Genomic DNA, 21,779 nt, shown 5'->3' with positions numbered 1-21,779 from the left:
CATGAGATTGGTAGTTTTAGGAGGAGGAGAAAGTGGTGTAGGTACCGCTATTCTCGGAAAGAAAAAGGGATACGATGTTTTTGTATCGGATTTTGGAAAGATAAAAGAGAGTTACAAAGAAGTTCTTATCATTAATAAAATTGCCTGGGAAGAAGAACAGCATACCGAAGACCTGATTTTGAATGCCGACGTGGTAATGAAAAGTCCGGGAATTCCAGAGAAATCTCCCATCATAAAAAAACTGGTTGCTGCCGGAGTAAAAGTGATTTCGGAAATTGAATTTGCAAAACCTTTTACTGAAGCCTTAACGGTTGGAATTACCGGAAGTAACGGTAAAACGACAACGACAATGCTTACGTTTCATTTATTGAAATCGGCTGGTTTGAATGTTGGTTTAGGAGGAAACATCGGAAAGAGTTTTGCCTGGCAGGTGGCCGAGAATAAATTCGATGCGTATGTGCTTGAGTTAAGTAGTTTTCAGCTCGACGGAATTATAGATTACAGACCTGATATTGCAATTATAACGAATATTAGTCCGGATCATTTAGACCGGTACGAATATAAATATCAAAATTACATCGATTCAAAGTTTCGAATAACAATGAATCAAACCGAAAGCGATTATCTTATTTACGATGCAGACGATGAGGCAATTACAGAATGGTTAAAGAACAACACAACAAAAGCAAAATTAATTCCTTTTTCATTGTCTAAAACATTCGATGAAGGGGCTTCTATAAATAACAACAAAATGGAAATAAAGATCAACCAAGAAGAGTTTACAATGGAAACAGAACACATTGCGTTAGAAGGAAAACATAACATGAAAAACGCAATGGCAGCAAGCTCAGTAGCGAAGTTGATGCAAATTAGAAATGCAACAATTCGCGAAAGTTTATCTAATTTTCAAGGTGTTGAGCACCGTTTAGAGAAAGTACTTAAAATTCAGAATGTACAATATATCAACGATTCAAAAGCAACAAATGTAAACGCTACTTTCTTTGCTTTAGACAGTATGAATGTTCCAACGGTTTGGATTGTTGGAGGAGTTGACAAAGGAAATGATTACAACGAATTGATGTCGTTAGTTCGCGAAAAAGTAAAAGCAATTATCTGCTTAGGAATCGATAATCGTAAAATTATTGAAGCTTTTGGCAATGTTGTTGACATCATGGTTGAAGTAAATAATATGAACGACGCTGTAAAAACAGCACAACGTTTAACTGAAAAAGGAGATGCAGTTTTATTGTCGCCAGCCTGCGCAAGTTTCGATTTATTCGAAAACTACGAAGACAGAGGAAAACAATTTAAGCAAGCAGTCCATAACTTGTAGTAAAAAAAATGTTTCAAGTTTCAAGTTTCACGTTAGGAGGAACTTGAAACTTGAAACAAGAAAACTTGAAACTAAACGGCATGAAGGAATTAGTAAACAAATTAAAAGGGGATAGGGTGATATGGTCATTCGTGGCTTTATTAGCGCTGTTTTCGTTTATGCCTGTTTTTAGTGCGAGTAGTAATTTGGCATACATTGGTCACGGAACCGGGAATACATTGGGTTATTTAGTTAAACACTTAGCTCACGTTTGTATTGGTTTTCTGATTATTTATTGGGTACACAGAGTTCCGTATCATTATTTTAGAGCGATCTCAAAAATAGCGTTGCCAATTGTTTGGTTTTTATTGCTTTACACATTGCTTAAAGGAACCGTAATTGCAGGAGCAAATGCAAGTCGTTGGATTCAGGTACCGTTTATAGGTATTACGTTTCAAACTTCGACATTGGCAGCCAGTATATTATTCATATTTGTAGCACGTTATTTGTCAAAAACCAAAGACGAGAACGAGCCGTTTCAGGCTTCATTAATACAACTTTGGTTGCCGGTTTTTATAACATTGGCACTTATTTTGCCAGCAAATTTTTCGACCACGGCGTTGATATTTTCGATGGTAATGATGCTGACTTTTATTGGTAAATATCCATTGAAATATATTGGATTTATCATTGGTTCGGGAATTGCGATGTTGGCGTTCTTTCTTTTGGTAGCAAAAGCGTTTCCAGATTCAAGATTTTTCAGCAGGGTTTCAACCTGGGAAAGTCGTATTATGAACTTTACAACTGATAAACCGGACGAAGATGATTATCAAATCGAGAAAGCAAAAATTGCAATTGCATCTGGAAAATTAGGAGGATTAGGCCCCGGGAAAAGTGTTCAGAAAAACTTTTTACCACAATCATCTTCCGATTTTATCTACGCTATTATTGTTGAAGAATACGGATTAGTTGGAGGAGTAGCAATCTTGGTTTTGTATTTATTGTTATTGTTCCGATTTGTGATCGCATCGCATAAAGCAACTACAATATTTGGAAAACTCGTCGTCGTCGGTCTCGGGTTTCCGATGATATTTCAGGCGATGATTAATATGGCGGTTGCTGTAGAATTATTGCCGGTAACAGGGCAAACGCTTCCATTGATAAGTAGCGGGGGTAGTTCGATTTGGATGACTTGTTTCTCGCTCGGAATTATCATTAGCGTGACCAAAAAAGAAGAAGAAATCGCCGAAGAGCAAGAAGAAAAAGAAAGACGTAAAGAAGCGCTTCAGAGATTAATTGATAAAGAATTATCAGAAGAAGATTTGCCGGCTGACGAAAAAATATATGAAGAAGAAGGGATGTATTCAATTGAAGATAATTCCAGAAATCCAATGAATGCAGTATTAAATAAAGCTTAGAAATAGGATAATTTTTAAAGCGTTATAATTTAAAAAAATATGACAAAGTATAAATTCATACTAAGTGGTGGTGGGACCGGAGGACATATTTATCCTGCAATTGCGATTGCAAATGAGTTAAAATTACAATTCCCTGATGCTGAATTTCTTTTTGTAGGTGCCAAAGATAAAATGGAAATGCAAAAAGTACCTCAGGCAGGTTACGAAATAAAAGGTCTTTGGATAGCTGGTTTACAAAGAAAATTGACTTTACAAAATTTAATGTTTCCGTTAAAATTGGCAACAAGTTTGTTAGAGTCAAGACGAATCATCAAACAGTTTAAACCAAATGTAGTAATTGGTACAGGAGGTTTTGCAAGTGGACCATTATTACAAGCGGCAGGTTCGGCAGGAATCCCGACAGTGGTTCAGGAGCAAAATTCTTTTCCGGGAATTACAAATAAGCTGTTAAGTAAAAAAGCAAATGCAATTTGCGTGGCTTACGAAAATTTGGAAAGGTTTTTTCCGAAAGAAAAAATTGTTTTGACTGGGAATCCAGTTCGTCAGGATTTAATTGATATTGAAAGTAAACGTGATGAAGCAATTGCTTTTTATGGTTTAGACCCAAATAAAAAAACATTATTGGTTTTAGGAGGAAGTTTAGGAGCCAGAAGAATCAATCAGTTAATTGAAAAAGAACTGCAAAATTTTCTTTCGCAAGATGTTCAGATTATCTGGCAATGCGGAAAATTATATTTTGAAGATTATAAAAAATACAATCAGCCAAATGTTAAAGTAGTTGATTTTATTGAAAGAATGGATTTTGTATACGCTGCCGCAGATGTGATTATTTCACGTGCAGGAGCATCATCGGTTTCAGAATTATGTATTGTTGGGAAACCAGTAATTTTTATTCCGTCGCCTAATGTAGCCGAAGATCATCAAACAAAAAATGCGCAGGCAATTGTAGATGCAAAAGGAGCTATTTTATTGAAAGAATCAGAGTTAGAAAATGAGTTCAGTATTGTTTTTGAAGCCTTATTGAAAGATGACGGAAAACAAAAACAATTAAGTGCAAACATAAAACGATTGGCAATGCCAAAAGCAACGCAAGCTATCGTGGCGGAGATTGTTAAATTGATAAAATAAAATTTGGATAGTAATTATATAACAAGAGGTTTGATTTTTCTTTTAATGGGAATTATTATTGTTTGTTATGTTTTTTATAAAAGAAGAAAAAAGAAGAGTTATAACGATTGGAAAGGGTTTTTAGGTGGATTTGGTGCTATTATTTTGGGCTTATATCTAATTTTTGAATCTTTTACAAATCAATTTTAAGAAAGAATGAATTTAAATCAAATACAGAACGTTTATTTTATTGGTATTGGAGGCATCGGAATGAGTGCTCTGGCTCGCTATTTTAAAAATATAGGGAAACAGGTTTCAGGTTACGATAAAACACCATCAATGCTGACAAATGAGTTAATTGAAAGTGGTATTGATATTCATTTTGAAGATAATATTAATTTGATTCCGAGTAATTATTATGTGGAGAATACGTTGGTAATTGTTACGCCTGCGGTACCAAAAACACACTCAGAATGGAATTATTTTGTAGAAAGAGAATATGTGGTTAAAAAGCGTGCTGAAGTTTTAGGAATCATTACAAAAGATACTTTTTGTTTTGCAGTTGCCGGAACGCACGGAAAAACCACAACCTCAAGTATTTTGGGGCATATTTTATATGAAAGCGGAGCTGATGTTACTGCTTTTGTGGGCGGAATTGTTGAAAATTACAACTCCAATTTAATTGGAAGCGGAAAAACTGTAACTGTAGTAGAAGCAGATGAATTCGATCGTTCATTTCTGCATTTACATCCAAATATTGCTTGTATCACTTCAATGGATGCAGACCATTTGGATATTTACGGAACAAGTGAAGCTATTGAGGCTTCATTTGTAGAATTTGCTTCGAAAATAGAAGATAAGAATAATCTTTTTATAACTAAAGAATTGCTGCTTGAAGGCGTTCAATGTGCTATAAATGAAGATGCTGTATATAAGGCGTTCAATGTTCGTATAGAAGATGGAAGTTATGTTTTTGATGTTCAAACACCATCAGAAATCATGAAAGACTTACATTTTGGATTGCCGGGTAAACATAATTTAATGAATGGATTAATGGCTATTGCAATGGCTAAGACTTTCGGCACCCCGACCGACTCTATTGCAAAAGCCATTGCTTCATTCAACGGAATCAGAAGACGTTTTTCTTATCAGATTAAGTCTGAAAAGTTAGTTTATATTGATGATTACGCACATCATCCAACTGAAATAAATGCTGTACATCAAGCGGTTAGAGAATTGTATCCAAATCGTAAAGTTTTGGCTATTTTTCAGCCACATTTATTCAGCAGAACGAGAGATTTTGCAGATGGATTTGCGGAGAGTTTATCTCAATTTGATGAAGTATTTTTAATGGATATTTATCCTGCACGCGAATTACCGATGGAAGGAATTACATCTAATTGGCTGCTAGGAAAAATGACAAATTCGAACAAAAAAATTGTTGCAAAAAATGATTTATTAGCGGAGATCAAAGCCAGTGATGCGCCAATAATTGTAACAATAGGAGCTGGTGATATTGGAGAAATGGTTCCGTCAATTAAAAAGATGCTAAATGAAAATATTTAATTGGACAAATATTCGATTAATTCTCATTTTAGGGCTTGTACTTTTTTTGTATTCGTTCGCTCAACATCGAAATGGAGATCGAAAATTAAAGAAATCTATGGTTGTTTTTGTAGGAGAAAATACGCTTTTTGTGAAGCCGGAAACGGTTAATAAATTGTTGATAGAAAATAAAAGAGACGCTTCCAGTATCCGAAAAGATGAGTTAGATTTGAATAAGATAGAAAAAACCCTTGATACGCAAGACATGATTGAGAAGTCAGATGTTTTTGTAAGTATCGATGGCGTTCTAAAAGCGGTAGTAAAACAGAAGACACCAATAGCGAGAGTTTATGATGGTGATCAATCTTTTTATATTGACTATGAGGGAAATAAAATGCCTTTGTCGGACAATTTTACGGCACGAGTTCCTCTTGTTTCAGGGGCAATAAATAAAAAAAATAACGAAGATTTAGCTGCTTTATTTCGCACAATTTATGACGATGCGTTTTTGAAAAAAAACATCATTGCAATAGAAATTATGCCGAATGGCAGCCTAAAAATGTTTAATCGAAATTATAATTACTTCATCGATTTTGGCAGAACGATGAATGTTGATAAGAAATTTAGAAACTATAAAGCTTTTTTTCAAAAAGCAGTTTTGGATAGTTCGTTATATAAATACAATAAGATTGACCTTAGGTTTACGGAACAAGTAGTTTGCACAAAATAATAGAAAATGGAAAAAGATAACATTGCAGTAGGTCTAGATATTGGAACAACCAAAATAGTTGCCATGATAGGCAAGAAAAATGAGTATGGTAAGTTGGAAATTTTGGGTATTGGTAAATCCAAAAGTTTGGGAGTTGCGAGAGGAGTTGTGAACAACATTACGCAAACTATTCAATCCATTCAACAAGCAATACTTGAGGCAGAGAATAATTCAGGTTATAAAATTAAAGATGTTGTTGTTGGTATCGCAGGACAACACATAAGAAGTATACAGCATACAGATTACATCAGCCGTAATAATCCGGAAGAAGTAATTGGCGAAAAAGATATTCAGCTTTTGATTGACCAGGTAAATAAGCTGGCCATGTTACCGGGAGAAGAAATTATTCACGTTTTGCCACAAGAATTTAAAATCGACGGACAATCTGAAATTAAAGAACCAATCGGAATGTACGGCGGAAGACTGGAATCTAGTTTTCACGTAGTAGTTGGACAAGCTTCTTCGATCAGAAATGTTGGAAGATGTATTCAGAGTTCAGGAATCGAATTGTCAGGATTGACATTAGAGCCTTTAGCTTCTGCAGATGCAGTTCTTAGTCAGGAAGAAAAAGAAGCTGGTGTTGCATTAATTGATATTGGTGGTGGAACAACAGATTTAGCCATTTTTAAAGATGGTATTATTCGTCATACAGCAGTTATTCCTTTTGGAGGAAATGTAATTACAGACGATATTAAAGAGGGTTGTTCGATTATCGAAAAACAAGCAGAGCTTTTAAAAATAAAATTCGGATCGGCTTGGCCAGGAGAAAATAAAGACAACGAGATTGTTTCTATTCCGGGTTTAAGAGGAAGAGAGCCAAAAGAGATTTCGCTTAAAAACTTATCTAAAATTATCCACGCACGTGTTGTGGAGATTGTTGAGCAGGTTTTTGCAGAGATTAAAGCTTATGGACACGAAGATCCTCGTAAAAAATTAATTGCCGGAATCGTTCTTACAGGTGGTGGCGCTCAACTAAAACATATTAAACAATTAGTAGAGTACATTACAGGTATGGATACCAGAATTGGATACCCAAATGAGCATTTAGCAGGAAACTCTAGCGAAGAAATTTCTAGTCCGTTATTTGCAACAGCAGTTGGATTAGTAATGAATAGTATCGAAAATAGTACGCAAAGTGCTGTTAGAATGGAAATTGTAAATGAGCAGCCAAAAGTGGTTTACAGAAATGTGCCGCAGCAGCCACAACAACCGGTTCAACAACGATACGAAGTTGAAGAAAACTACGTTGAAAGAGTAGAAACTATTGAAGACACAAGAGAAGTTAGAAATAATGTGTCTAAAGAAGAATCTACAGAAACAAAAATTAGAAGATCATTTTTTGACCGATATGTCGACAAAATCAAAGATTTTTTAGACAACGCAGAATAAGATAATAAAGAGAAAAGGAATTACTATTGGCCCCAAGTCAAGAGTAAAAAATGTATTAAATAAGAATTTCAAAAACCAAAAAGATGATGAGCAACTCAGAATTTGGAAGCATTTCATTTGATTTACCAAAAAACCAATCAAATGTAATCAAAGTAATAGGTGTAGGTGGAGGTGGTAGTAACGCTATCAATCACATGTTTAAACAAGGTATTAAAGGCGTAGATTTTATTGTTTGTAATACCGATTCACAGGCACTACAGAACAGTTCGGTACCTAACAAAATTCAGTTAGGTATGAATTTAACAGAAGGTCTTGGAGCAGGAGCAAATCCTGATGTAGGACAACAATCTGCTATTGAGAGCATCGCTGATATCGAGAAAATGTTAGACCGTGGTACTAAGATGGTATTTATTACCGCTGGTATGGGTGGTGGAACAGGTACAGGTGCAGCTCCGGTAATTGCACAATTGGCGAAAGAAAGAGAAATTTTGACTGTTGGTATTGTAACAATTCCGTTTCAGTTTGAAGGGAAAGTTCGTCAGGAACAAGCACTTTTAGGAATCGAAAAATTGCGTAAGCAAGTTGATTCGCTAATTGTAATTAATAATAATAAGTTAAGAGAAGTGTACGGAAATCTTGGTTTTAAAGCAGGATTCTCTAAAGCGGATGAAGTTTTGGCAACAGCCTCTAGAGGTATTGCCGAAGTAATTACGCACCACTATACTCAAAATATCGATTTACGTGATGCTAAAACTGTTTTGTCAAACAGTGGAACAGCTATCATGGGATCTTCTGTTGCTGCGGGTGAGAACAGAGCGAAAGATGCTATCGTTTCGGCATTGGATTCTCCGTTGTTAAATGACAACAAAATTACAGGAGCCAAAAACGTATTGTTGCTTATCGTTTCTGGATCAAACGAAATTACACTGGATGAGATTGGAGAAATCAACGATCATATTCAGGTAGAAGCAGGTCATAATGCTAATATTATCATGGGAGTTGGTGAAGACGAAACTCTTGGTGATGCTATTGCGGTGACTATTATTGCGACAGGTTTTGATGTTGAACAACAAAATGAAATTGTAAATACTGAGCCTAAAAAAATCATTCATACGTTAGAAGATGAGCAAAGAAGTGTTCATAATTTAACAAATAAAACAGTTACTTCTTTTGATTTAAATGCTGAGACACCTAGTACGAAATCAGAAGAAAAAATTGTTTTTGATTTAATGGATGATATATCATTTGCAGATACGGTTGCTCCCGTAATACCAACTCCGGTTGCTCCAGTTGCTGTTGCTCCAACTATCAATCAAGAAGAATTGGTTGTAATGTCTGAGTTTATCAAGAATCTTGATGTAACTTTTGAGATCGTTTCACCAATTACAGATATCGATTTTACGATTACAGCTGCAACTCCAGAAGTGCAAGCTTTTCAGGAAGTAAAACCTGTTCAGCAAAGAACTTTCGAAAGAGAAGAACAAACAACTTTCTCATTTGATTTGCCACTTTACAGATCAGAGCCAGAAGCAAGAAAAGAGCCTGTTGTTGAACAAGAGACTAAAATCTTATTCGAATTATCAAATGAGACTCGTAATATAAAAGTAAATGATCCAGTACAATTTGTACCGGTAACTGAACTTTCTGAAAACGGAATCATCAAATATTCTTTAGAAGAATATATGGAGGTTGAAAACGATTTAATGGCATCAAAACCAGTTGAAAAAGTGATAGAAGATGTAGTTCCTGAGGAATTAAACATTACTTTGAAACCAAAAGTTGATTTTGCTACTGAAGCTGACTATTCAACAACATCAAATGTTTCTCCAATGGAATTAACAATTGAGGAAACATTACGATTAAGAGCTGAAGAAAGAAGAAAGAAACTAAAAGAATTTAATTATAAATTTCATAATAATGTTTCAAGAATTGACGAACTGGAAAAAGAGCCTGCTTACAAAAGATTAGGAATCGATTTGTCTAACTCACAATCAAATAACACCAGTTCTAGAATATCAGTCGGAACTGATAGTAATAATGATTTACAGTTGCGTTCAAACAATTCATTTTTACATGACAACGTAGATTAATTTTACAATCATAATAATTATGGATAACCCGAGAATTGGATTTAATTTTCGGGTTATTTTTTTTATCTTCGCACAGAATTTAAAATTTGACTTCTTTCATACACTTTTAAAGTGAATCTTATTGTCGGTTCGAATCCATTTGGCTTCAGTTAGGATAGATTAGTCAAGAACAAATTTCAAATCGATATATAAATCAATAAGTTTAGGCTTATTTAAATAAAATAAAAAATGAGTTTACAAACATTAATCATGGACGAGATTAAAACCGCCATGAGAGCAAAAGATACAGTAGCATTAGAAGCATTAAGAGCAATTAAATCTGAAATGTTATTAGCTGCAACAGCTTCAGGTTCTAAAGAAGAATTAACAGAAGACGATGAAGTTAAATTACTTCAAAGATTAGTTAAAACTCGTAAAGAAAGTGCAAGAATTTTTACAGAACAAAATCGTCCTGATCTTGCTGAACCAGAATTGGCTCAGGTTGCAGTAATCGAGAAGTTTTTACCAGCACAATTAAGCGAAGAAGAAGTAGAAGCAGTAATAGCAAAAATCATTGCTGAAACTGGAGCTTCTGGAATTGCTTCAATGGGAAAAGTAATGGGATTAGCATCTGCTCAATTAGGCGGAACTGCAGAAGGAAAAACTATCTCAGCAATTGTAAAGAAATTATTGGTGTAAATTCCAATAAATAAATTCCAAATTCTAACTTTTACAATTGGAATTTGGAATTTAAAAATTGAAGTTTCAAAAATATTGACCGCGTAGTTCAACTGGATAGAATATCAGATTTCGGCTCTGAGGGTTGGGGGTTCGAACCCCTCCGCGGTCACAAAATAAAAAACCTATTTCGAGATGAAATAGGTTTTTTTTATGCTCTTTTTATGCTCTTTTTTTACTCAAGTTTACTCTCTTAATTTACGCATCCAATGTTGATTATGACTTTATTTTATCATTCTCATTAAAGTCTGTATAAAATTAATCATGTTGTGCGACAGCACAGGAAGCAAAATACTTTTACTTTCTACAGTTATCCAACTCAAAACATAACCAGACACAAATGTGCATATAAACGGATAAAATTCAAATCTAAATTCAAGACTGTTTTTTACACTAAATCCGTGTGCGAGACCAAACAAAACAGCAATAATAAAGATACTTGGATTGCCAAAAGTTCTTTCTCTTATTCTAATTTTGTCTTGTAAGCAAGTTATAAAAGCGCCAAAAGAATTCCTCTAAACATAATTTCTTCATCAAATCCAGGCATTGTCAATTGAAAAACAAGAATTTCTATATCAAAGTTTCTAGGGCTGTCGAAGTAGGAGAAGAAACCAGTGCAAATCATTATTGAAGATGCTAAAACTGTTTTTAGCAATGTTTTTGGTTCTTGTTTAAAACGCAGGAAATTAAAAGGTTCTAATCTTCGATATAATAATGAATATGTCAATAAACCAAAAAAGATACCCAGCAGTTTTCCGGTCCAATTTTGTTTTCCATTGATAATATCAAACTCATTATATTCTAATGGAATTTTTAGAATTATCTGATAGCAAGTAAAAATTAATATAAAAGGACTAATTATTTTAACATGATCTCTATCTTTTATAAAAATCAAAATCAAAGGCAAGAGCAATAAAACAGGCACAACGCTCTCCAAAAATATTTTTAGAATCATCTCTTAATGGTTATACTCAGAAAGTACTAATATAGAGCTAATTTTATTAGAGGAATGAAAATAGAACAAAGAAGAATACATCTTTTTTGTTCTATTTTTTTTATTCAGGAGCTTTTCCAGCCATCCACTATATCTTTAATGGCTCCCGATAGCTATCGGGACACCATTAAAGGATGTCGTTCCTGTCTGGGCTAGGGCACCAGTTTTCATGAGAAGTTTTATTTATTCTGAAGAAAATTATCAATATAATTAACGACTAACGTTACATGTTGATGTTGTGGTGCATGCCCTGTTTGCGGGAGTACAATCAGTTGGGCTGTAGAAAGTTTTCGGGTTAATGGATACCAGTTTTCAACCGCAAAACTAATGTCATGATCGCCGGAAATAATAAGAATTGGCGTTTTAGTATTTTCAAGTTTTCCTTTAAAATTTTCTTTATCTTCAGTTAATCCCGTACTGCCTTGAAAGTATAGCTGAAAAACATCCATCGTTGATGGGATTTTAGAAACATCTAATCTTTTTGCAATTCGGTCATGCGAGGCTTTAGCTTGTTTTTTGCTTTCTTCAGCAGTTGGTTCAAAGAAAAGTACGATTTCATCATTAAAATCATTTACCGGTTTTAATGCAACATCCAGAAAAGCTTGCTCAAGCGGAACAACTCTTTCGCCAGGAGGCCCGGTCCCTAATAATACTGTTTGAGTAATCAGATCAGAGTATTGCAAAGTGGCAACCTGAGTTACTAATCCGCCATAAGACCAGCCCATGATAATTGTTTTTTTTATTTTCAGAAAATCGGCCAGATCTTTTAAGTCTTTTGCTACATCTTTTAAATCAGTTGCTAAAGTTCCGGTTGAATAGCCAATACCCGAATAATCAAAAGTAATTACTCTGTATTTTTCGGCAAGCTGATCTAAAAATAATGGATCCCAAGTATCAAGAGTTCCTCTAAACCGGTTTACCAAAATGATTGGATCACCTTTGCCAATAGAACGATAGGCAATTTTTCGCCCGGAAACATTAGCATATTCTGTTTTCGAATTCAAAGCATTAATCGTTTGTGCATTCATAATGTATAAATTTAAAATTAACATCAAAAAATAAATGAGGTTGCAAATGTTCTCATTGTTTTGAATTTTTAGTTCGTGATAAATTCAGACAAACAATTTTAATGCCTTGCTTAAAAACATTTATAAATCTAATATTTTAGAGATAGTGAACTGATCTGTGGTTTCAGTTTTTTGTTTTATTTCGTTAAAGTAAAGATGATTAGCGAAATATAGAAAAATTACAATTCGATTGTTTCACCAATTTTAGGCAAATACAAGTTTAGATTTTCTTTTGCAAAAGCATTCAAAGCTTTTTGATGATCCATAACAATGAAACCAAAAGTATCATAATGAACGCCTAAAATTTTATCAATACCAACGAGTTTTGACGCTTCAATAGCTTCTTCAATTCCCATAGTTAGCCCATCACCAATTGGAAAAATAGCAAAATCAAGTTTAGTGAATTTTGGGATAATTTGCATGTCGAGAGTCAAAGCTGTATCTCCACTATAATAAAAATTTCCGTCGACGATAGTTAATACAAAACCACAGGCAATTCCGCCATAAGAACCATCCATAAAACTACTTGGATGTTGTGCAATTACACATTTTACAGTTCCAAAATCAAAGTCAAATTTACCTCCTGGATTAATAGGATGTGCGTTTTCGATTCCTTTTTTTAAGAGCCAATTGTAGATTTCAAAATTCCCAAGAACTTTAGCTCCGGTATTTTTTGCAATTCTTTCAACATCTAAAATGTGATCGTAATGTGCATGTCAAATCAAAATATAATCCGCTTTTATAGCGTCAACGTCAATGTTTTTTGCTAATTCGTTTGCAGTAATAAAAGGGTCAAATAGAATGTTTTTTCCATTGGCTAAAACGGAGAAACATGAATGTCCATAATAAGTTACTTTCATAATAAAGCTTTTTGAATTAATAATTGCCTATAAGTTAGGTTTTTATAATTCAAATGATATGCCAGTGATTTTTGTTTAAATAAGAATTTAAAAAACCACGTTAGTTGATCAATACTTATTTTTTTGAAAACAAATTTTCTACAACCCAAGCCGGGCCAATCATTAAAAACTGAAGGTCTTTTAAGAAAGAAGGTTTTTTGCCTTCAATATTATGTCCGTAGAATTGTCCGATCCAGGCGATTACAAAAACACCAATTGAAAATGCCCACAACGGAAAAACCTGCCCGATATAATAATTTACAACCAGACAAATTACAGATAAAATGGCAATTTTAATCGCCATTGCAACGGATAATCGGATGTAAAAAATAAGAACAAAAAGGAGTACAACAACTGCCCAATTTTCAATAATTGGAGCATTTAATTTTAAAATATTAGCAATAAAACCACTCGGAATACTCATTAACAAACCCACTATCGAAAAGTAAATTGCAGGCACACAAACATAATGAATGGCCTTATTTTTGGGATTTTGATGACTTACTGCATATTCTTCAAACCATTGTTCTAATGTTCTCATTGTTTTGGATTTAGGTATACGTAAATCTAATAAAATTTTTGGTAGATGCAAAGGTTCAAAGAGGCAAAGGTACAGAGGTTTAAATTTGCGTAGGTTTTGTTAGATATTGCAAACTAAATAAGCTTTAGATTTTAGTTTCTTAGTTCTTTTGTAAGTTTAAGTCTTTGTAACTTTGAACCTTATTATACTCAAAAACTCCATCCCACAATTCATCAATTGTAATTAAAGCTTGATCAAGCGGAAGAACGTCCCATTTTCCGTTGGTTTCAATACCCAGACCAATGTTTTTTAATTTCTCTAAAGCATCTTTTACATTAAAATCAAGATCGGTTTTTAGATTTGTTTCAAACCAGGATTCAATTTGTGAGTCCAGTTCTTCTGCCATAAGAGGTTTGTTGCTTTTATACAAAAAAGTATAAGCCAGAATTGTTTCTTTAAGCACTTCTTCTTCAGAAGAATTTAAAAGCGAATAAAAAGCACCGCTATTGTTTCCGAGATTCTTAAAATAAAGACTGTCTGAGAGTATCTTAGAATATTTAATTTTCTTGTTTACAAAGTTGTTGTATTGGCGAAATAAATAAAGTGACAAAATTCCGAGTGCAATTAAACCTTGATTTAGTGATGTTTTACTGTTTAATAAATCAATAGTTTCACCAGATTCATAAGCATTGTACATGTTGATCAAAGCCGGAATTACTTTGGCACTTAAAAGTGAAATTCCACCAAAAATTCCCGGAACCCACAACAGCAGTTTGTCTGTAGTTGACATTCTTGGAATTGCATTTGGAAAAATTGTTTCTAGATCATTTTTAGGAACTCGCTTAAAGATTTTTAAAACCACTGATCCTGGTTCAATTGGCATTTTACCCAATTTGACTTTCTTTTGCTTTAGAAAATGGGTGTCGTTATAATGCAGATAAATCAAGACACGATCATAATATTCGATCTCAATTTCTTTCTTCCAAAAGAAATATTTCTTGACCTTTTCTTTCGATTTATGATGTCCGCGAACATATAATTCATAATCTTGAAAAGCATTAAAATCGATTGATAGTTTTAAGCCAATTAAATCAGAATCCTGAAACGCTTTGTTTAAAGTATCCTGATCGATGTGAGTATAATTTCCTTGTTTTAAAACCGTAAGCAATGTCTCTTTAAAAACCGAAAAATCACTTTTACCCATAAAACTTTTTCGCTCTTTTAAACTCAAATCAGGATCAAACAAAGCATAATTTTGTTTAAGATTTCGATTTAAATTAAAAGCTTCGTAATGAAAATAATGCTCAATAATATCAAACAGTTTTTTAAATTCATCAACTTTTTTAGGATCTTCAGCGAAGGTATTTATTTGTTGTTCGAGTAAGAATTCCTTGTTGAAGGGAATATAATTTTCTCGTGTCATATTTTTTCTTTGTAGGTTCTGAGGGACTAAGGTTCAAAGATACAAAGGTTTTTTTAAAAGGCTGTAAGGTTTTGAGTTTCTAAGAGGTTAATTAGATTTTAAAAAAAAAGCGAGACTTTTAATCGTAGGAATCGATTAGAAATCTCGCTTTAATTGTTCCAAAAAAAATGACATCATTTAAATAATCTTCCATTAAGGAAAATTATATTTTAAAAGTAAAATTATTCAGGGCAATTTTACCACTTAATAAAGTTTTGACAATGCGTATTTATACGGGTTTTTAGAAAACCGTAAAATCAGAGATATTCATGAAGTTTTTAGGGTAAGTATTTTGCGAGGTAAAACAGAAAATATTACCTAAGTTAATTGAGTTCAGGTTTTTTTAACTCAATTACTTTTTCAATAAATTGTATTAGATTTTTTCTTTCTAACGAAAATAAAGCAGTTTCATCTTCGGTACTAAGATATAAATCAGCAATACTTATAGCGTCCATTTTGTTGTTTGTATAATGATGCTCAGCATAGCTTATAAGATTGTCTAAAAAAAGATCACGCTGCCTTCCTTTTTCCAGTGTTTCTTTGTTTCCTTCTTTTATTTTATCCATTTCTGATTCCGGTAAATCTATAGTTAGGTAAGTGTAATCTACAGGAACTTTTGATAGCATTTCTTCAGAAACTTTTCCCTTGCCGTAGCAATAAGCGCAGGGTGCAGGTACCCATTTTAATTGTCTGTTTAAACGTTTTATATCATCCCAATCAACAAAAGCTTTTCCTAGACATCTGGGGCATTCTAAATCTGATTTTCTAAATAGTTTTTTGAAAATGGTCATTTTTCTACAATTTTTTAACGATTAGTGGCGTTGCGAATATAATTATTTATGTAGGAAAAATTGTTTTGGTGAAGTTTTTTTTGAAGAAAAGATTTACGGTTACTGGAAACTATAAGCTTTTAAAAAACGACAAATTTTGTTTTACAACTTTTTGAAAGAATTTTTGAGAAACATAGTGTGCATTTGTATGGTTTATACTTTATGGAGTGGATACATAAACTATTCATAATAAAACCATGATCCTAGCATGAGCTATTTCTATTAGTCTACCTTACGAAAAAAACAATGGGAATAGAACAGAAAGTTAGGCGGGTTGAGGAATTGTTTGACCGTCTTGAAATTGAAATAACCGCTTTCAAATCTGAAACTCATTTGTATTGCAACGCAGGCTGTGGTAAATGCTGTTCTAAACCAAACATAGACGCTTCTCCTTTAGAATTTTTACCTTGGGCGTTTCATTTATTTTTAAATGGCAAAGCCGAGGAAACCTTAGAAGAATTAAACAATTCGTCTACTAAAAACTGCCTTTTATATCGACCACTTTCCGTATTAGAACATCATAAAGGAAGTTGTAGCAATTACCGTTATCGCGGATTAATATGCCGTCTTTTTGGTTATGCTGCAAACACAGACAAATACGGGAAACTAAGATTAGCCACCTGCAAAATTATTAAAGAAGAACAACAACAAAACTTTAATGAAGCCGAAGAAGCCATTAACAAAGGGGAATATGTACCCATTTTTACTGATTATTATATGCAGCTTGCACAAATTGATTATAAAATGGGAATGACTTTACTGCCTATAAACGAAGCGCTAAAAAGAGCTATTGAAGAGGTTTTACATTATTACGCCTACAGACCATTTCCGGGTGGACTTGAAAACATTGCTTAAGAAGATTTTTATTAGGTCTACAATTTATGAGAAAATTAAAAAGCTGCGCGAAACCCGAAGATATTTGCGCAGCTTTTTATGAAAAGACTATATAAGGTTGAAATTTCAAAATCTATATTGTTATTACTATTAGGTTTGAAATATATTTCATGCAATTAGTACTAAACCCAACTTATAATGAAGCAGAGGAGTTTCCAAAATTCATTCCCCAATTGATTCCAAATAATGTCAATAAATTGTCAGTAGTATTAAAATCCTTGCCAAATCCCCCAGTAAGAGTGATGTCCTTGTTGATGGCAAAACTGATATTTCCAACAGATCTTTTACTTGAAATAGAGCCATTTCTATTTATGTACTCGTATGCAAAGGAAAATTTACCCAAATCCATACTAATTTTGCCTCCAAAATCTCTATAGTAATTTGTTGAAAAGTCAATTCCGTTAGTAGAATTAAATCCATCTTCTATATAGCGGCTAGTTATAAGTAAGTTGATATAATTGTTTGTACTGCTTTGTTCATCATCTTCATTTATAATAAGACTAAATTCTCCAGTAAGCCATGCTCCCAGACGATTAACTGTGCCGGAATTTACGGAATTGTCTGTAAAAAGATCACTATATGCTCCGGCAACATCTACTTTAAAAATAGGTTTTATTGTTTTCTGAAATTTTTTAAATCGTTCATCAACTTTCTGCTTTTCTAAGTAAAATTTTTTCAAAGCCTCTTCTTTATCTGGCCCTTGAGGCATGGTTAAAATTTCCATCGGAGGGCTTGCGAGTTGAGATAATGCGTTAGCTAGTTCAGTTGCATTATCCATAACTTTTTTCTTATTATAGAAACGGATTAAAGTAGTTCTCGCTCCAATCGCGAATGTTTTGTTCTCGCTGTCACCTTCAATATTTTCGTAATCTTTTTTTAAATAAGCAAATGATATAGTTGTAGTATTAAGTCCACTAAAGGGATTTTGTTTTAGTTCTCCCTTGTCATCATAAACACCAATGTATTTATAATAGGTCCTATTTTTACTCTTTGGATTTATAAAGAAATAAGGTGCTACTTCTATTGCCATGCTTTCTCCAAAGTTGCTTTGAACATGCAATGCAAGAGCCTTAACATTTTCTGGTGTGTAAATGTCAGTAACCGTTTCTTCAAGTAGCAAAAATGAAGGACTGGTATTATTAGACATCTGAAACTCATTCAAATTAACTTGTCCAAAGGATGCGGTTGTCCCTATGAAAATAAATACTATTAAGGAATATAACGTCTTCATATTTTAAAATGTTAGATTAACAGATGAGTATACAATGAAAAAGTTTTGTGTAATCTTCTGTTTATATACTTGTAATTCTACTTTTTGATTATCATATAAAAGACTATTGCTAACCTGAGTTACATTCATAATGGCATCTATATTTCCAGTTGAAACAAAAAATGATGATACAACCGAAAGTCCTTTATGAGTTAATAATGAAACAGTACCCAAGTCTGTAGTAAACTTATATTGAGTGCTTTTTTTTACAATTACATCATTTATACTAACATTAGTTGCAACAACAGCATCAGAACTTATGTTTACTTGTAATTTAACCACTGTATTCTCTGGAATGTTTAACGTGTCCATTTTGAAATTGTATTTAAGTTTATGATTAAGAATACTTTTTGATTTATTCAATATTGGCAATGTAAAAATCAATTGTCTTTTTAATATCTAAATAAAACTGGGCCAACTTTGTAAAGTCCTTTGAGTTTGCTTGCATTTTAAAATTTTTAGAAGATAAAATAGAAAGGATTAAAAAAAACTTTAACAAAATTAACAATTGTTTAAGAAATAACAATGGGTATTTATACGGTTTTTTATTACAAAAATAAAAAAGCTCAACAATTTAAAGTTGAGCTTTTTATAAAGTTATAATTAAGAAATCTCTATTTGAAAAAACTATCCAATAAAATCTGGTATTTTCTCCCCACAGGAATAATTTCTTGATTAGATAAGGTAATCGTTTTAAAAGTTTTAGAAGATATTTCGCGGGTATTTACAATGTACGAACGATGTACCTGAACGAAATCAGTACTATTTATTTCGTCGGCAATGCTTGATAGCGAACCATAAATAATTAGGGGAGATTTTAGTTTTTTGCTGTACAATTTCATGTAGTTGCCCAGACTTTCAATATAAAGAATATCGCTCAAAAGAGTATCAATCATTTGACCGTTGGCGCGGTACGAAAGTGTTCTTTCGCTGGCAGTATTTTCTTTTTTAAGACTTTTACCTGAGTAAAAAGTTTTGGCTTTTTCGATTGCTTTAGAGAATTTTTCAAACGAAATAGGTTTCAGTAAATAATCAATCGCATCGTTTTGATACGCTGAAAGGGCAAAGTCAGAATAAGCTGTGGTAACAATAGTTATAGGGCGATTAGGTTGTAATTCCATCAATTCAATACCTGAAATTACAGGCATATTAATGTCCAGGAAAATAATATCATACTTGTTTTCATTGAGCATTTTTACTGCTTCCATGCCGCTGAACGCACTTCCGGAATGTTCCAGATCGTCACATCTTGCAATGTGCGAAGCTAGCGCCTTATGTGCAGGCGTTTCATCATCAATGATCAGGCAACGATAGGTAAGTCCCATATATTCAGTTTTACACTAAAAGTATTTTTTTCTCTTTTGCAGCTCAGTTCATGTTTCAAGCCGTAGACTTCAAGCCGTCTTTTTAGATTTTCGATTCCAATTCCTGTACCCGAAAGTCTGGAACCTGATTCTAAATAATTATTTTTTAGAGTAAACGATAAATATCGTGATTTTACTTTTAAATCCAGTGAAATAAATGGTTCGGCAGTTTCTGCTGAAAACTTAACGGCATTTTCTACCAAAGGCAAAAAAAACAAAGGTGGAATATCGATGTTGTTAAAATCGCCTGTATAATTTTGAGTCACATTTAATCTATCGTTTCGAAAAGTATAATATTCAATGTATTTTTTAATAAAACCTATTTCTTCGGCAACCAGAACATAATCTTTTTTGGTAGCTTCAATTTGGTAGCGCAACATGTCTGAAAGGTTCAAAATCCTGTCCGGAACTTTATCGGGTTCTGTCAGAGATTCTCCATATAAATTATTCATCGCATTCAGTAAAAAATGCGGATTAAGCTGTTGTTTCAAAAATAAAAGCTCAGACTTGAAATTCATAATGTCTTTATCTGTATCCATGATTTTTTTAGTGATTACAACATGAATAAAATAAAAAAACATTCCGTTGATAATAAGCGATAATATTTGAAGTGTTTTGAAATTTCCTAAACCCATAAGAGGGAAAAACCAATTCATAAAAAAGTAAAAACAAGTCCAGTAAATGACGAAAAGTGTAAAGAATGTTTTAATCTTTTTTTTGAATAAGAAAGGTTTGATGATAAAAAGATTGAAAATAGTAATCCATACAATACAAGGAAAATAGCCAACGGTTATTTTACTGATCATGTACGACCAACTATGGCCGTCTAATCGTATTTCGTCATAAACACAGGCCAAAATCACCAAAAATATAAAAGTGTGTACGATGAGGTTTCGGAGAAAAAAGTTCTGATATATTTTGAGAATCGTCATAACGGCAAAATTAACGAAATAGTATAGTTTTTACTTTTTTAGGAGCCATAATTATACAAACGCCATTGGTATAAATAATACGCCATTGGTATAATTAAGCTATTATAGTCAGGACTTCGCAATTACATTTGCCTCGAGATTTAATCCTCTTTCTTTAATCAAACGTTGAAATTTCATTGGCTTATGAAAAAAACAAAAATCATTTGTGTTTTAATTGTATTTGCGTCTATGCGAACAGTTGCTCAGGAAAAAGACGCTCCAATAAAAACGGTTGCAAAAGTGGTAACTGATAAATTTCCGACCACGAGAATTTTGGACGTACAATACGAACAGTTAGGGCCAACTAATTTTGATTCGAAGCTTTTTGGAGAACGTTTTGAAAGAGGAAGAATTGAAAGTCATAACCGATTTAAAGTAGCAATCAATGTGCCTTTTTTTAGTTCACAATCTAAAAGGTTTGTTTTAACAAGTTCACTGCGTTATAAATATGAAACCTATGAATTTGGTGATATTTATAACTACAATGCAGTAACAACTCATACGAGAGAAAAAGAGGAAATTCATTTTTTTGCAGCTGCTTTAAGTGCAACTTACGTTTCGACGCTTTTTCATAAACCTGTTATTTACAATGCGACTGTTACTGTAGACGGAAATCAGGATAATTTTCAGCGTGTAAAAGGCTTTCTTACCGCCAATATCGTCCTGAAAAGAACGGCCAACACAACTCTTACCGTTGGAGCTTTGGTCATGTTAGATCCTTCGTCGATTATTCCGGTTACACCACTTTTGACCTATAATCATAAATTTGAAAATTCAAAATGGGATATTGATTTCATTTTGCCACAACGTTTACAGTTTAGGAGAGAATTGTTAGAAAATGGAAGAATTTCCTTAGGAACTGAATTGAACACAGAAAGTTTTTACTTAAATTTAAACAATTCAAAATTGAAAGGAATTTATGAATTGAATCAGTTGGAATTGAAGTCGGGAATTACATATGAATACCGCTTTACGCCAAGAATTATTGGAGTAATTAAAGGCGGTGTTAATAATGTTATGAGTGTACGTATAACAGAAAAAGGGGAGCGAACGTCTGAGTATGTATATGATCAGAAGGAAGATGCACAGGGATATTTTAGATTTGGGATTTCCTATAATCCGTTTTAAAAGTAGATTTTAAATTAAAGAAGTATTAAAATT

20 protein-coding genes, 1 tRNA gene and 1 pseudogene are annotated in these 21,779 nt (G+C 33.1%); 11 read left to right on the top strand and 11 right to left on the bottom strand.

From position 1 onward, the window contains the following. Position 1: 1 nt before the first annotated feature. The 9 genes from murD to LPB88_RS13760 all read left to right on the top strand — a co-directional run bounded on the left by murD (position 2) and on the right by LPB88_RS13760 (position 10,459). Positions 2 to 1,333, top strand: coding sequence for a UDP-N-acetylmuramoyl-L-alanine--D-glutamate ligase (murD, locus tag LPB88_RS13800; RefSeq protein WP_230716289.1), 1,332 nt, complete (start codon positions 2 to 4; stop codon positions 1,331 to 1,333). Positions 1,334 to 1,413: 80 nt separating this feature from the next. After that, complete coding sequence (locus tag LPB88_RS13795) at positions 1,414 to 2,730, top strand: FtsW/RodA/SpoVE family cell cycle protein (RefSeq protein WP_089353464.1); 1,317 nt, start codon at positions 1,414 to 1,416, stop codon at positions 2,728 to 2,730. Between the two features lie 39 nt (positions 2,731 to 2,769). Further along, a complete protein-coding gene (gene murG / locus LPB88_RS13790) occupies positions 2,770 to 3,858 on the top strand; it encodes an undecaprenyldiphospho-muramoylpentapeptide beta-N-acetylglucosaminyltransferase (protein WP_230716288.1) in 1,089 nt (362 codons plus the stop codon). A 195-nt stretch (positions 3,859 to 4,053) separates the two neighbouring features. Next, entirely contained in the window at positions 4,054 to 5,403 is a 1,350-nt protein-coding gene (gene murC / locus LPB88_RS13785; RefSeq protein WP_230716287.1) for a UDP-N-acetylmuramate--L-alanine ligase, read from the top strand. Then, complete coding sequence (locus tag LPB88_RS13780; RefSeq protein ID WP_230716286.1) at positions 5,390 to 6,112, top strand: cell division protein FtsQ/DivIB; 723 nt, start codon at positions 5,390 to 5,392, stop codon at positions 6,110 to 6,112. Before murC ends, LPB88_RS13780 begins: the two co-directional genes overlap by 14 nt. A gap of 6 nt (positions 6,113 to 6,118) precedes the next feature. Continuing rightward, entirely contained in the window at positions 6,119 to 7,540 is a 1,422-nt protein-coding gene (gene ftsA / locus LPB88_RS13775) for a cell division protein FtsA (protein WP_230716285.1), read from the top strand. 83 nt (positions 7,541 to 7,623) lie between these two features. Next, on the top strand, positions 7,624 to 9,630 hold the full coding sequence (gene ftsZ, locus LPB88_RS13770; RefSeq protein ID WP_230716284.1) for a cell division protein FtsZ: 2,007 nt from the start codon (positions 7,624 to 7,626) through the stop codon (positions 9,628 to 9,630). Positions 9,631 to 9,858: 228 nt separating this feature from the next. After that, positions 9,859 to 10,308: a GatB/YqeY domain-containing protein gene (locus tag LPB88_RS13765; protein ID WP_072975278.1), complete on the top strand. Its 450-nt coding sequence runs from the start codon at positions 9,859 to 9,861 to the stop codon at positions 10,306 to 10,308. A 77-nt stretch (positions 10,309 to 10,385) separates the two neighbouring features. After that, positions 10,386 to 10,459, top strand: a tRNA-Arg gene (locus tag LPB88_RS13760). Between the two features lie 112 nt (positions 10,460 to 10,571). Here LPB88_RS13760 and LPB88_RS23875 read toward each other — a convergent pair. From LPB88_RS23875 to LPB88_RS13730, 7 genes and pseudogenes are all read right to left on the bottom strand, one after another. Further along, positions 10,572 to 10,814: a CPBP family intramembrane glutamic endopeptidase gene (locus tag LPB88_RS23875; protein ID WP_370635837.1), complete on the bottom strand. Its 243-nt coding sequence runs from the start codon at positions 10,812 to 10,814 to the stop codon at positions 10,572 to 10,574. A 23-nt stretch (positions 10,815 to 10,837) separates the two neighbouring features. Then, positions 10,838 to 11,302, bottom strand: coding sequence for a hypothetical protein (locus LPB88_RS13755; protein WP_230716283.1), 465 nt, complete (start codon positions 11,300 to 11,302; stop codon positions 10,838 to 10,840). A 218-nt stretch (positions 11,303 to 11,520) separates the two neighbouring features. Then, positions 11,521 to 12,369 (bottom strand): alpha/beta fold hydrolase, encoded by an 849-nt coding sequence (locus LPB88_RS13750; RefSeq protein WP_230716282.1) that lies wholly within the window; start codon positions 12,367 to 12,369, stop codon positions 11,521 to 11,523. A gap of 218 nt (positions 12,370 to 12,587) precedes the next feature. Continuing rightward, a pseudogene (locus tag LPB88_RS13745) lies at positions 12,588 to 13,268 on the bottom strand (metal-dependent hydrolase). Positions 13,269 to 13,383: 115 nt separating this feature from the next. Continuing rightward, positions 13,384 to 13,848 (bottom strand): DUF962 domain-containing protein, encoded by a 465-nt coding sequence (locus LPB88_RS13740; RefSeq protein ID WP_230716281.1) that lies wholly within the window; start codon positions 13,846 to 13,848, stop codon positions 13,384 to 13,386. A 139-nt stretch (positions 13,849 to 13,987) separates the two neighbouring features. Continuing rightward, the gene (locus LPB88_RS13735) at positions 13,988 to 15,250 is read right to left on the bottom strand and encodes a TMEM143 family protein (protein ID WP_230716280.1); all 1,263 of its coding nucleotides are present in this window, start codon (positions 15,248 to 15,250) and stop codon (positions 13,988 to 13,990) included. Positions 15,251 to 15,612: 362 nt separating this feature from the next. Further along, on the bottom strand, positions 15,613 to 16,080 hold the full coding sequence (locus tag LPB88_RS13730) for a hypothetical protein (protein WP_230716279.1): 468 nt from the start codon (positions 16,078 to 16,080) through the stop codon (positions 15,613 to 15,615). A 285-nt stretch (positions 16,081 to 16,365) separates the two neighbouring features. On the opposite strand from LPB88_RS13730, the gene LPB88_RS13725 reads away from it, so the two are divergent. After that, positions 16,366 to 16,974 carry a YkgJ family cysteine cluster protein gene (locus LPB88_RS13725; protein WP_230716278.1) on the top strand — a complete coding sequence of 203 codons (609 nt, stop codon included), beginning with the start codon at positions 16,366 to 16,368 and terminating at the stop codon, positions 16,972 to 16,974. Between the two features lie 172 nt (positions 16,975 to 17,146). On the opposite strand, the gene LPB88_RS13720 is transcribed toward LPB88_RS13725, so the two are convergent. The 4 genes from LPB88_RS13720 to LPB88_RS13705 all read right to left on the bottom strand — a co-directional run bounded on the left by LPB88_RS13720 (position 17,147) and on the right by LPB88_RS13705 (position 20,303). Beyond that, positions 17,147 to 18,160, bottom strand: a complete 1,014-nt coding sequence (locus tag LPB88_RS13720; RefSeq protein ID WP_230716277.1) for a hypothetical protein — start codon at positions 18,158 to 18,160, stop codon at positions 17,147 to 17,149. 87 nt (positions 18,161 to 18,247) lie between these two features. After that, positions 18,248 to 18,595, bottom strand: a complete 348-nt coding sequence (locus LPB88_RS13715; protein WP_230716276.1) for a hypothetical protein — start codon at positions 18,593 to 18,595, stop codon at positions 18,248 to 18,250. Positions 18,596 to 18,897: 302 nt separating this feature from the next. After that, the gene (locus tag LPB88_RS13710; protein ID WP_230716275.1) at positions 18,898 to 19,608 is read right to left on the bottom strand and encodes a LytTR family DNA-binding domain-containing protein; all 711 of its coding nucleotides are present in this window, start codon (positions 19,606 to 19,608) and stop codon (positions 18,898 to 18,900) included. Continuing rightward, positions 19,584 to 20,303, bottom strand: a complete 720-nt coding sequence (locus tag LPB88_RS13705; protein WP_230716274.1) for a sensor histidine kinase — start codon at positions 20,301 to 20,303, stop codon at positions 19,584 to 19,586. The genes LPB88_RS13710 and LPB88_RS13705 overlap by 25 nt, the downstream gene beginning before the upstream one ends. 459 nt (positions 20,304 to 20,762) lie before the next feature. Between LPB88_RS13705 and LPB88_RS13700 the strand changes: the two genes are divergently transcribed. Beyond that, the gene (locus tag LPB88_RS13700; RefSeq protein ID WP_230716273.1) at positions 20,763 to 21,746 is read left to right on the top strand and encodes a DUF6268 family outer membrane beta-barrel protein; all 984 of its coding nucleotides are present in this window, start codon (positions 20,763 to 20,765) and stop codon (positions 21,744 to 21,746) included. Positions 21,747 to 21,779: the final 33 nt, after the last annotated feature.

Origin of the sequence: Flavobacterium sp. JAS (assembly GCF_020991455.1) — a bacterium.
Taxonomy (GTDB): domain Bacteria; phylum Bacteroidota; class Bacteroidia; order Flavobacteriales; family Flavobacteriaceae; genus Flavobacterium.
This window is presented reverse-complemented; position numbering and strand designations above follow the sequence as displayed.